The sequence below is a fragment of the Campylobacter concisus genome (assembly GCF_002912895.1).
Lineage (GTDB): Bacteria > Campylobacterota > Campylobacteria > Campylobacterales > Campylobacteraceae > Campylobacter_A > Campylobacter_A concisus_G.
The window spans coordinates 14206-26032 of record NZ_POZX01000002.1; the positions used below are offsets into that span (position 1 = coordinate 14206).

13 protein-coding genes are annotated in these 11827 nt (G+C 38.7%); 4 read left to right on the top strand and 9 right to left on the bottom strand.

The window, feature by feature from the left end; all coding sequences use genetic code 11:
* Nucleotides 1–28 precede the first annotated feature (28 nt).
* From CYP51_RS00080 to thiC, 6 genes are all read right to left on the bottom strand, one after another.
* Nucleotides 29–481: a hypothetical protein gene (locus tag CYP51_RS00080; protein ID WP_103623894.1), complete on the bottom strand. Its 453-nt coding sequence runs from the start codon at nt 479–481 to the stop codon at nt 29–31.
* A 171-nt stretch (nt 482–652) separates the two neighbouring features.
* Nucleotides 653–1342, bottom strand: coding sequence for a cytochrome-c oxidase (locus CYP51_RS00085; protein ID WP_103623895.1), 690 nt, complete (start codon nt 1340–1342; stop codon nt 653–655).
* A gap of 104 nt (nt 1343–1446) precedes the next feature.
* Nucleotides 1447–2784 carry a PFL family protein gene (locus CYP51_RS00090; RefSeq protein WP_103623896.1) on the bottom strand — a complete coding sequence of 446 codons (1338 nt, stop codon included), beginning with the start codon at nt 2782–2784 and terminating at the stop codon, nt 1447–1449.
* A gap of 9 nt (nt 2785–2793) precedes the next feature.
* Nucleotides 2794–3060 (bottom strand): ACT domain-containing protein, encoded by a 267-nt coding sequence (locus CYP51_RS00095; protein WP_087583839.1) that lies wholly within the window; start codon nt 3058–3060, stop codon nt 2794–2796.
* Between the two features lie 138 nt (nt 3061–3198).
* Nucleotides 3199–4299, bottom strand: a complete 1101-nt coding sequence (locus CYP51_RS00100; RefSeq protein WP_103583459.1) for an Mrp/NBP35 family ATP-binding protein — start codon at nt 4297–4299, stop codon at nt 3199–3201.
* The gene (gene thiC, locus CYP51_RS00105) at nt 4293–5624 is read right to left on the bottom strand and encodes a phosphomethylpyrimidine synthase ThiC (RefSeq protein WP_103623897.1); all 1332 of its coding nucleotides are present in this window, start codon (nt 5622–5624) and stop codon (nt 4293–4295) included. The genes CYP51_RS00100 and thiC overlap by 7 nt, the downstream gene beginning before the upstream one ends.
* A gap of 116 nt (nt 5625–5740) precedes the next feature.
* Between thiC and CYP51_RS00110 the strand changes: the two genes are divergently transcribed.
* From CYP51_RS00110 to CYP51_RS00125, 4 genes are read left to right on the top strand one after another with little or no spacing between them, the layout of a single operon-like run.
* Nucleotides 5741–6859, top strand: coding sequence for a bifunctional 2-C-methyl-D-erythritol 4-phosphate cytidylyltransferase/2-C-methyl-D-erythritol 2,4-cyclodiphosphate synthase (locus CYP51_RS00110; protein ID WP_103623898.1), 1119 nt, complete (start codon nt 5741–5743; stop codon nt 6857–6859).
* Nucleotides 6856–7746 (top strand): response regulator, encoded by an 891-nt coding sequence (locus CYP51_RS00115; RefSeq protein WP_103623899.1) that lies wholly within the window; start codon nt 6856–6858, stop codon nt 7744–7746. Before CYP51_RS00110 ends, CYP51_RS00115 begins: the two co-directional genes overlap by 4 nt.
* Complete coding sequence (locus CYP51_RS00120) at nt 7724–8905, top strand: sulfate adenylyltransferase (RefSeq protein WP_103623900.1); 1182 nt, start codon at nt 7724–7726, stop codon at nt 8903–8905. Before CYP51_RS00115 ends, CYP51_RS00120 begins: the two co-directional genes overlap by 23 nt.
* An 8-nt stretch (nt 8906–8913) precedes the next feature.
* Nucleotides 8914–9381 (top strand): phosphatidylglycerophosphatase A family protein, encoded by a 468-nt coding sequence (locus CYP51_RS00125; protein ID WP_103623901.1) that lies wholly within the window; start codon nt 8914–8916, stop codon nt 9379–9381.
* Between the two features lie 53 nt (nt 9382–9434).
* On the opposite strand, the gene CYP51_RS00130 is transcribed toward CYP51_RS00125, so the two are convergent.
* Genes CYP51_RS00130 through CYP51_RS00140 form a run of 3 tightly spaced genes read right to left on the bottom strand, consistent with a single transcriptional unit; the run spans nt 9435 to nt 11769 of the window.
* The gene (locus CYP51_RS00130; protein WP_103623902.1) at nt 9435–9896 is read right to left on the bottom strand and encodes a response regulator; all 462 of its coding nucleotides are present in this window, start codon (nt 9894–9896) and stop codon (nt 9435–9437) included.
* A 50-nt stretch (nt 9897–9946) separates the two neighbouring features.
* The gene (gene hemH / locus CYP51_RS00135; RefSeq protein ID WP_103623903.1) at nt 9947–10903 is read right to left on the bottom strand and encodes a ferrochelatase; all 957 of its coding nucleotides are present in this window, start codon (nt 10901–10903) and stop codon (nt 9947–9949) included.
* Nucleotides 10900–11769 (bottom strand): Gfo/Idh/MocA family protein, encoded by an 870-nt coding sequence (locus CYP51_RS00140; protein WP_103623904.1) that lies wholly within the window; start codon nt 11767–11769, stop codon nt 10900–10902. Before CYP51_RS00140 ends, hemH begins: the two co-directional genes overlap by 4 nt.
* Between the last annotated feature and the right edge of the window lie 58 nt (nt 11770–11827).

An 11827-nucleotide genomic window follows, 5' to 3' on the forward strand; every position in this document is an offset into this window, starting at 1 on the left:
ACCATTTAAAAGCAAAATTTATCCGCGATTAGCACTCCTGGCTAAGCTCTAAATTTTCTAAACGAAGTGGCTTTTCACCTTCAAAAATCACCCCAATACCAAAAGGCTCGCAAATATCAAGCGCACCATCGGCAAACCTCATCAGCCACTGCTTATCATGCGCATAAAAGGTGCATTGAGGCGAGCTAAACGGCAGATCGCAAACTGGCACTTCAAGCGCTCTAAGCTCATCCTTGTTCAAAAGGCATTTTTGCTTAAGCTTCTCTCGCAAAAACGTAAGTGCGTCTTTTATGTACCGGTCGATACCCTGAGCGATACTCTGCGCAAGCAAAATCGTCTCATTATCCACGTCTGCCCCATCTGTGCTAACAAGGCAAAATGGCACCTGATCAAAGATTTTACTTTTTAGCCACGTCTCCGCATACCAGATAAAGCCATCATCTGTTGCAACTTTTTCAAGTTCGCCAAATTTTAAAGTCATTTTTTATTCTCATTTTTTGTAGTTTTGCTACTCCTATGAAAAGAGCCAAATTTAAGCAGATTTGTAGTGAGCTAAAATTTATCATCTAAAATAGAAATAGCTTGTAAATTTGCCCTTTTAGCATAAAGTAAAAGCTAAATTTACAAGCAAATTTTCAGTTTTTCTCGCTATTTAAAAGCAAAATTTCTCATCAGTGCCATTTTGCTTGCGCATAGCTTTAAAGTTAGCAAGATTATCTTTATCTAAAAAGTAATCTTTCTCTTTTTTATTGCGCGCTTCTAGCTTTTCTATGCTTTTTGCAAGTGCTGCTTTTCTATCTTCGTGAGGCGAGCTAAATTCTGGCGAAAACATCGCTTCATAGGCATTTTTCTTAGTCCATTCAAGCGCTTTATCAGCGATCTCTTGTTGCTTTTTGATATCGCAAAATGCATAAGGATTGACCACGTCGCCAACAAGCTTCATAAACGCCCCTATCGCAGCCACCACATCAGTAAATTTCTCGCCCTCCATGTCTATAATGCCTCTTAGCAAGATCACGCGGTTTTTTGCCACATAAAACCAAAATACCGCATCATCGCGAAGTCCAAGATCATAAGCGCGAGCTGAGAGAACAAAAAGAGTTATCGGAGAGACCATTTGTGGGGCGTCTTGCACGATCTTTTCAGCCTTTTTGAAGTCCTCTTCTTTGCCACTTTTTAAAAGCTCATCTATCTTGTCATAGACCTTAACGTACTCCACCTTGCCAGCATTTGCTGAGTAGTAAGGCGTGACGTAGATGTCGATACTTCTTACTTTGCCATCGTTTGCAAAGCCACATACCGCTCCAAAAAGTAGTGCCGTAAGCAGTGATAAAATTTTCATTTTAGCTCCTTGGTTTAAAATTTTTATTATTTCAACTAAAAGCAGTTGAAAAGATTAGGATAAATTTAAGAAAAAGTCCGCAAATTTAAAGCGGACTTTGAAGATTAGTTTTTAAAACTATGAATTGGAGCTGGAATTTGTCCGCCACGAGCGATGAAGTCGGCGCTTGAAGCCTTATTTATCTTCATCACAGGCGCTCTTCCCAAAAGGCCTCCAAACTCGATCATATCACCCTCACGTCCAAGAGGTATAATACGAACGGCCGTTGTTTTTTGATTTATCACGCCGATAGCCGCCTCATCAGCGATCATAGCAGCTATGCTCTCGCTTGGAGTATCCGCAGGTATGGCGATCATATCAAGTCCTACCGAGCATATCGCTGTCATAGCTTCAAGCTTTTCTAAATTTAGTGATCCCGCGCGCACCGCAGCTATCATGCCCTCATCTTCTGAGACCGGGATAAATGCGCCGCTTAAGCCGCCAACTTGATTGCACGCCATGACGCCACCTTTTTTGACCGCGTCATTTAGCAAAGCAAGTGCCGCAGTCGTGCCATGCGTACCAACAGCCTCAAGCCCCATCTCCTCAAGCACGCGAGCTACCGAGTCTCCAACGGCTGGTGTTGGAGCAAGAGAGAGATCGACGATACCAAATTTAACCCCAAGGCGCTCGCTCGCCATTTGACCAACTAACTGACCGATACGAGTAATCTTAAATGCCGTCTTTTTCACAGTCTCAGCTACCACGTCAAAGCTCTCTCCACGTACCTTTTCAAGGGCTCTTTTTACCACGCCAGGGCCAGAAACGCCAACATTTATCACCACATCAGCCTCGCCCACGCCGTGAAATGCCCCAGCCATGAAAGGATTATCCTCGACTGCGTTTGCAAAAACGACAAGCTTCGCGCACCCCATCTCCGAAGCTGCTGCTGTCTCTTTTATGATGCGTCCCATATCACGCACCGCACTCATATTTATGCCAGTTTTCGTTGAGCCGACATTGACACTTGCGCATACTTTTGAAGTCTGGGAAAGTGCTTGCGGGATAGAATTTATCAAAATTTCATCGCCCTTTTGATATCCCTTTTGAACTAAAGCTGAAAAACCACCTATAAAATCAATACCAACCTCAATAGCCGCTCTATCAAGCGTCTTTGCGATCATTACGTAGTCTTTTGCGTCCGTTGCGGCGCCGATTATCGAGATAGGCGTCACACTCACTCTTTTATTGACGATTGGTATGCCTAGCTCAGCAGAAATTTCGTTGCCCACTTTGACTAGGTCTTTGGCTTTAGTGGTGATTTTTACGTAAATTTTGTCGCAAGCTTTGTTGATGTCAGGATCGATGCAGTCAAGCAAACTAATGCCCATCGTGATCGTTCTGATGTCAAAATTTTGCTCTTCGATCATCGAGATCGTTTCGGTTACGTTTTTGATGTCCATTGTTTTTCCTTAGATTGTATGCATCGCATCAAAGATAGCGGAACTTTGGATATTTATCTTTACTTTTAGGCTCTCTCCAAGTTTATTAAGCTCTTCTCTTAGGACCGTAAAATCCTTATTTTCATTACTTGAAACCACCGCCATCATCGTAAAAAACTCATCTAAAATAGTCTGTGAGATATCATCTATGTTTAGTCCTAGCTCGCTAAGCTTTGCTGAGACGCCAGCAACGATGCCGACTCTATCTTTTCCGACTACGGTTACGATCGCTTTCATGTTTTCTCCTATTAAATTTTAAATGATTGTATTTTGGCTCCAAAATTTAAACTAAGCATTAAGCAAAGCTAAATTTTGGTAGCCAAATTCAAACTGGCAAATTTTAAAATTTGCTCTAAATTTTATCTTTTGTAAATTTTACTTCGAGCAAGCACTCTTGCCGTCATTTACTGGCTGGATCGCTGAGTTATCAGCTCCGCCATCACTATTTATATTCTCTATCACTTCCCAAAGTCTAGCAGCCGCACTCTCGTAGCGTTTTGCAGTGACTGAGTTTGGCTCGTAAAAGCTAACTGGCTTACCATTATCGCCGCCCACGCGAACAGCTGGCTCGATAGGGATTTCAGCCAAAATTTGCGTGTTGTAAGCCTTTGCTACCTCTTCAGTCGTGCCTTTGCCAAAGATGTCGTACTCTTTGCCATTATCTGGGCAGATGAAACCACTCATATTTTCGATGACGCCAGCGATTGGGATGTGAAGCTTCTCAAACATATCAAGCGCACGTTTGCTATCGTCAAGCGCTACCACTTGTGGCGTTGTGACGCAGACACCTGCCGTTACCGGCACGCTTTGAGCTAGAGTTAGCTGCGCGTCGCCCGTTCCTGGAGGCATGTCTAGAAACAATACATCAAGCTCGCTCCAAAGCACGTCTTTTAGCAGCTGCTCGATCGCTTTCATTATCATCGAGCCACGCCAGATGAGGCTCATGCCCTCTTCCATCAAAACGCCCATACTCATCATCTCAACTCCGTGGCTAAGTATCGGTTTTAGCTTGTTACCAACGACTTGTGGCTGAGTATTTACTTCGCCAAGCATTCTTGGGATATTTGGTCCGTAGATGTCAGCGTCTAAGATGCCCACTTTTTTGCCTAGTTTTGCCATTGAGATGGCTAAATTTAGCGTTGTGGTTGATTTACCAACGCCGCCTTTGCCAGAGCTTACCATTACGAAATTTTTAACTTGTGGCGCGATATTTTTGCCACTTTGAGTGTTACTTTTCTCCTCAGGTATCTTTGGCTGGATCAAATTTAGCACGTACTCATTTGAGCCCATGACACGTTTGATGTCTGTTTTTAGCTCATTTGCCACATCAGGATTTGAGCTAACGATCTCGACTTCGATTAAGATTTTCTCGCCGATTTCTACGTTTTTTACAAAGCCAAAGCTAACTATATCCTTCTCAAATCCCGGATATATGACGCCTTTTAGTCTATTTAAGACCTCTTCTTTATTTAACATTTTTCTCCTTTTTCTAGATCTTTTGAAATTTTATATGCACAAAATTTTGGTCCGCACATCGAACAAAAATGAGCGCTCTTAAACGCATCTTCTGGCAAGCTTTCATCGTGAAGTTCTCTGGCCTTTTTTGGATCAAAGCTTAGCTCAAACTGCTTGTTCCAGTCAAATGCATATCTAGCATCACTCATCTCGTGATCCTTTTCTATAGCTCCCGCCTTGCCAAGTGCGACGTCTGCGGCATGAGCTGCTATCTTGTGAGCTACGATGCCCTCTCTTACGTCATTTTCGTTTGGCAAGCCAAGGTGCTCTTTTTGTGTCACGTAGCAAAGCATGCTAGCGCCGTGATATGCTGCCATTGTGCCACCGATCGCCGAGGTGATATGATCGTATCCTGCACCTATGTCTGAGACAAGCGGCCCAAGCACGTAAAATGGGGCGTCATGGCAGAGCTCTTGTTCGATTTTCATATTATACTCAATTTGATTTAATGGCACATGACCAGGGCCCTCGATCATTACTTGCACATCTTTTTGCCACGCACGAAGCGTAAGCTCTCCAAGCACCTTTAGCTCACTAAGCTGTGCCTCGTCTGTCGCATCAAAAAGGCAGCCTGGGCGAAGTCCGTCGCCAAGCGAGAGCGAGACATCATATTTAGCGCAAATTTCTAAAATTTCATCAAAAATTTCATAAAATGGATTTTGCTTATTTAGCTTTGACATGTAGCTTGCGCTTAAACTGCCACCGCGGCTTACTATGCCCATTTTTCGCTTTTTGACAAGCGGCAAAAACTCGCGCAAAAATCCAGCGTGTATCGTAAAGTAACTAACCCCTTGCTTCGCTTGCTTTTCAAGTATCTCTAAAATGAGCTTATTTGTGATATTTGTAACCTCTTTTGCCTCTTTTAAAATTTCATACATAGGCACTGTGCCAACTGGCACGCTTGAATGCTCAATGATTGCACTTCTAATAGCGTCCAAATCGCCGTCCGTACTTAGATCCATAACCGTATCAGCGCCAAATTCTAAGCAAATTTCAAGCTTTCTAAGCTCAGCGCAAATGTCACTGCTTAAGCTTGAGTTGCCGATATTTGCATTGACCTTTGTCTTTAGCTTCCGCCCTATGCCCATTGGCTTTAAATTTTTATGATTTATATTTGCTGGTATGATGATGCTACCTTTTGCAACCTCATCCATCACTAAATTTTCACTAAGCCCTTCGATCCTTGCCACATAGCTCATCTCTTGCGTTATCTCGCCGCGCCTAGCATAATACATCTGCGTCTTATCTCTCATATAAGGCCTTTTTTTGATTTTTAAAAGCCTCATTTTAGTCCTTTTTTGATTTAAACTAACTAAATAAGCTTTTAAAAATTTACTTTTTTAAAAAGAAATTTTGAAGTTTTGAGATGTATAATTCTGTAACAATTTTCAAAGGAGTTATCTTGCTTGATATATCACTTATAATGCTTGGAGCAGGAAATTCTAGCCGTTTTGAGCTACCAGTAAAGAAGCAATGGCTTCGAATAGGAAGTGATCCACTTTGGCTATTTGCCACTAAAAATTTGAGTAACTTTTACACATTTAAAGAGATCATTGTCGTTAGCAAAGAGTGCAAATATATGTCAAAATTTGCTCCAAATTATAAATTTGTTGATGGCGGCGAAACCAGGCAAGATAGCCTAAAAAACGCGCTTGAGCTAGTAAATAGCGAATTTGTCCTAGTTAGCGACATTGCTCGCCCTTGTATCTCAAGTGAGCTTTTTCACAAAATTATAGAGGCAGCAAGTCAGGCTGATTGTGTAGTTCCGGCGCTAAAGATCGCAGACACTGCTTATCTTGGCGAAAATGTGGTTGATAGAGATAAAGTGAAGCTTATCCAAACACCACAACTCTCCCGTACAGCACTTCTTAAAAAAGCTCTTAGCAGCGGTGAAATTTATACAGATGATAGCTCAGCTATGAGAGCCATTGGCGCAAGCGTTTGGCAAATTTTAGGCGATGAGATGGCAAGAAAGATCACTTATAAAGAGGATCTTGCTAAAATTTCTGCTTTAAAAGAGCCCGAAAATGAATTCTTTGTTGGAAATGGCTTTGACGTGCATGAGTTTGAAAAGGGTCGTCCTTTGATTCTTTGTGGCGAGAAGATCGACTATGAGTTTGGACTAAAAGCACACAGTGACGGCGACGTGGCGCTTCATGCACTGACTGACGCCATTTTAGGAGCTGCTGGACTTGGCGATATAGGCGAGCTTTTTCCTGATACGGACGCTAAATTTAAAGATATTAGCTCTATTTACTTGCTTGAGGAAGCTTACAAAAGGGTGCAAAGCGTGGGCTTTGTGCTAACAAACGCTGATATTACGATAATGGCGCAAAAGCCAAAACTTTCAAAGCTAAAATCAAAAATGGAGGCAAACATCGCTCAGGCTCTAAATTTAAGCCGCAGCCGCATAAATGTAAAGGCGACGACGACTGAGGGGCTTGGCTTTATCGGTAGATGCGAAGGTATCGCTGTCATGGCAAGTGCTAGCCTTAAATTTTACAACTGGACACAAATATGAAAATTTTAATAGTAGAAAATGAAATTTACCTAGCTGGCTCGATGGCTAGTAAACTAGCTGACTTTGGCTACGACTGCGAGATCGCTAAAAGCGTAAAAGAGGCATTGAAGTTTGAAAATTTTGATGTAGTGTTACTTTCTACCACACTTCCAGGGCAGGATTTTTACCCTGTTATCGAAAAATTTAAAAACTCTATCATCATCTTACTAATCGCTTATATCAACAGCGACACTGTGCTAAAACCGATTCAGGCAGGTGCGGTTGATTACATCCAAAAGCCATTTATGATAGAAGAGCTGGTTAGAAAGATAAAGCACTTTGAGGAATTTAGAAATTTCAAAAATGAGATCAAGAACTACGAAAGCTACGTAAATTACGCTTTAAAAGAGTATGAAATTTCTAGTTTTGAGGCAAAAAAGATAAAATTTCCACTGCTTTTAAAATCGAGCAAAAGCGGATACAGCGATAAATTTATATTTAACTACGTAAAAGCTTGCAAATTACCATTTTTATTTTTAGGCAAAGCCTGTTTATCTGAGCTTGAAAAGGCACTAGCCAAAAATGGTGATGAGCTAATCTATATAACAAATTTAGAGGAGCTAAAACAAGAAGAAAAAGAGAAAATTTTAGAAATTTGTAAAAAGAAAAAGGTCGCGATCTCAACTAGCGATTTTGCACAAAAAGCACCATTTGACGAGCTTGAACTTTCAGGTCGCGATAAAAATTTCAATATCGATGAGATCGTTACGATCGATGAATATATAAAGTACATAATCGTTAATTATCAAGATAAATTCCCTGATACAGAACTTAGCAAAAAGCTTGGAATTTCTAGAAAATCACTTTGGGAAAAGAGAAAGAAATATGACGTCAGCAAGAAAAAATAGTGAAATTTCTATAAATACCGAAGTTTTTGGTGCTTTGGAGTTAATAAAAAATAAAATTCTCTCAGATTACGACTCACTTATGGATGATGAACAGATAAAAGAGGTGGGCAAAAAGGGCTATTTTAATGGCGAGCCGATGCCGTATTCTTTTGGATTTGCTCCATTTGGCGAGCTAAATCAAAATATTGCTAGCAAGCTTACTTCTGGACAAAAGGTAAATCTAAGTCTTGATGGTAAGATCGTTGGACACATCAATGTTGCCAAGGTCTTTAAATTTGACGAGAACATGAGAGCTAAAAATATATTTTTAGCAAATGAAGCTAGCAATGATAAAGAGCTAAATTTGGGCAAATACGGTATTAGCGGTAAATTTGAGCTTTATGATGAAAGTATGCAAATAAGCAAAAATGCACTAAACGATCTAATAAAAGAAGATGGCGCTAAAAAGATAACGGCGGTCTTTTTAACGGCTGATCCATTTAATAGAGCTCACGAGCGCCTTGTTAGAATGACTATCGATAAGGCTGATTTAGTAATCATTTTTTTAATACGAACACGCGAAGAAAAACACGTTGATTACGAGATTAGAAAGCAAGTGCTAGATTATTTTATACAAAATTATTTGCCGATAAAAAAAGTCTTTGTCTTTGCTCTAAAAAATACGACTCTTTTTAGCTCACATGCAAACCCAACACTTGAGTGCATCGCTGCTTCAAGATTTGGGGCAAATAAGCTAGTCATCGGACAAAACCACTCAGGGATTGGAATGTTTTTTGATCACAATGAAGCTCATACGATTCTTGATATTTATAAAAACGACCTAAATTTAGAGATAATCGTGCTGCCAGAGCTAGTTTATTGCAATAAATGCAAGACACTAGTTAGCACCAAAAGTTGCCCGCATGGACAACATCACCAGATCAAGTACCATCCAGATGTTATAAAAGAGCTGCTGTTTAACGGTATCATGCCTCCAGCTATTCTCGTGCGACCAGAAATTTCTGCAATAGTTTTAAGCAAACTCTTTACAAATCGTTTCAAAGACGTACAAAAGCTTTGTGATGATCTTTTCGTAAATTCAGGACTACTTGAAAACAAGACTGATCGCGATTTTTACGAAGAGCTTATGAAACTTTATCAAACGTCATCACTCACTTAAGGAAATTTATGCAAAAACTATTTTTAACATTTTTTGGTTTTGGACTTTTGCCAAAAGCACCTGGCACTTGGGGCTCTATAGCTGGTGCAGTGGTAGCTTATTTTGTACTTTATTTTTTATCTTCAACCACACTTTTATTAGCTAGCATTTTGCTGTTTTTGGTAAGCATTAGTGTTATAGATGATTTTGAAAAAAAGGTAAATTCTCACGATGAAAGTTTTATCGTTATAGACGAAGTTGCTGGAGTTTGGCTTGCTATTGCCATTAGCGGAGCTACTATCTCTCAACTCGTACTCTCGCTTGTGTTTTTTAGAGTGCTTGATATCAAAAAGCCTTCGATAATAGGTAGGATCGACCGCAATGTAAAAGGTGGCCTTGGCGTAATGGGCGATGATATGGTAGCTGGTTTTTTTGCTGGAATAATTAGCGCAATAATATACGGGGCTGCTATAAAATTTGGCATAACTTTGCCGTAAAAATATAGATTTTTGGCAAAGTTATATAGGCTTAAATATCTTTTATATAAATTTTAAGCAAGTCCTAGCTCATTTAAAACAGAACTTAGATTAACCGAGTTACTATTCTTACTATTAAGATTTTTTTGCTTCTCTAGTAGAGCCTGATTGGCAAGTGCTACATTTAGCTCTTTGCGGTAATCGCTCAAAATTTTATCCATTATTTTAAGTAGCTCATTTTTTTGATCCTGTGTTTTTGCGGGATCATCTATGCCTAGAAGTTCAGTTAGCTCCTTTTTCTTTTGGGCTATTTTCTCTTCTATTTTGTTAGAATTTAGCTCACTTATAAAACCAACTGCACCGATTTCAGTAAGCCTTTTTTTAAACTGTTCAACTTTATCTGAAATTTTTGCATCGCTTGCGATCTTATCCATAGCAAGGCTTAAAATTTCATCAAAACTATTTTTTTTATCCTTAGTTTTGCTTGAGCCTGATTGCAATAAATAATCGATTATGTCGTTATTTTGTACTTTCATATATCTCCTTTTTACTGTATTGAGATATATTTTATAAGCAAGATTTATTCCTAAAAGTTAATCTCTTTGGCTGTTTTTGCTTTTTGTAAGATAAAACTAGCAAACTCATCACTAAAATTTGGGCACCAAACAACCTTGTAGAAGCTAAAATTTAGCTTTTTTGCGATCTTTGCATACTCAATAACTAGCTCAAAAATGGTCTCAGAGTTATCTATACAAAAAGAGAGTGGATAGATAAGAGCCTTTTTACTCTTGCACTTTGCCAAAATTTCATTTAGTGAGGGCTCTAGCCATTTTACAGGTCCAAGACGCGACTGGTATGCTAAATTTATCTCCTTGAAGTTTAATCCACTATCTTTTATCATTTTACTTAAAATTTGCACATGCTCATTTATATGTTTTTCGTAGACATCGCCTTTATCGATAATTTTTTGAGGTAACGAATGAGCCGAAAAGATAAGCTCCGCATCGCTTACATCTATATTATTTATAGCTTCACTTATATGCGAGATTATGATTTTATTATAAATTTCATCATCATAAAATGGTCCGCAAAGCAAAATTTTAGCCTTTACCTCTAGCTCATCTTTTGCTTTTTTAAAATCATCTAAACTCGAAGTTATTGTAGTTTGCGAATGATGAGGATAAAGTGGCAAAAGCACTATCTCATCAAAATTTTCGTATTTTTTAAGCACATCTTTTGTAAAAGGCGAAGTATAGTTCATCGCAAAATCAATCGCACTAAACTCATTTTGTAAGCTTGAAATTTTATCGCAAAGCTTAGCTGTAAGCTCGCAAATAGGCGATTTGCCGCCTATTTGTTCGTAGTTATGCTTAGCCGTTTTTAGTCTACCTTTTGTGATCATAAAAGCTACAAATTTTCTTAAAAATTTATTCTTTATACCCAAAATATAAGGGTCGTTAAACATATTTTTTAGAAAAATTTCTACATCAGCAAGGCTATTTGCCCCACCCATATTTAAAAGCAAAAGTGCCTTTTTCTTCAAAACAACTCCTTAATTTTTATAGCATCGTCAATACTTGAAAGTTCGATGTTTTCGCCGCTTTGACAAAGGTCATAAAAGGCATCGTATTGGGCTTTTATTTCATTGTTTAAGGGATCGGTTTTTAAATTCATCTGACCATTTTCATTAACTCTATGAAGCTTATAATCAATAAGATCGCCAAAATAAACACCTTCTTTGGCATTTACTTCTATTTTGAAACGTTCTAATGAACCACAAAACGAATCGGTAATATTTACTAAAATTTGATTTTTCATTTTAATGTTAATTCCAACATTATCGCATATTTTGGTATTGGTTTTATTTGCCTGAGTATAAAAGAAATTGCAAACTTCGCTACCTACTAAATTTTTAGCAAGATCTATATCGCAAAGCGAAAGCTCGTTTATAATATTTCCCTCACAAAGTGGTTTAAAATGTGCGATTGAGATACTGTAAATTTCTTCTTCTTTTAAAAGCGCCTTTTTTAGCGAAATAATAGTTGGATTAAAACGTTCATCAACACCAGTACAAACTCTTACTTTATTTACAACTGAGGCATATTTAATCTCTTTTAATTCACTTACGCTTTTAAATATAGGCCTTGAAATCAATATATTTTGACAATATTTTGCACACTGACAAAATGCCTCTACAATCTCGTGTTGTGGCAAACAAAGTACAATGGCTTGTGGCTGAGCTACTTCTATAAATTTCTTAAACTCATCAAAAAACGGAGCTCTGCAAGTATCATCTCTATTTTCTTTATCAAAAACTCCACAAACTTCAAATTTGTCAGAACGCCTCAGCTCCATATAGTGCCGCTTGCCAGCTAGATTGTATCCAACAATGCCAATTTTGAGTTTCACTAAAGACCTTTTAGTTATAAATTTTTAGGCTATTTTAGTTGCAAGTCGCTTTTAAACA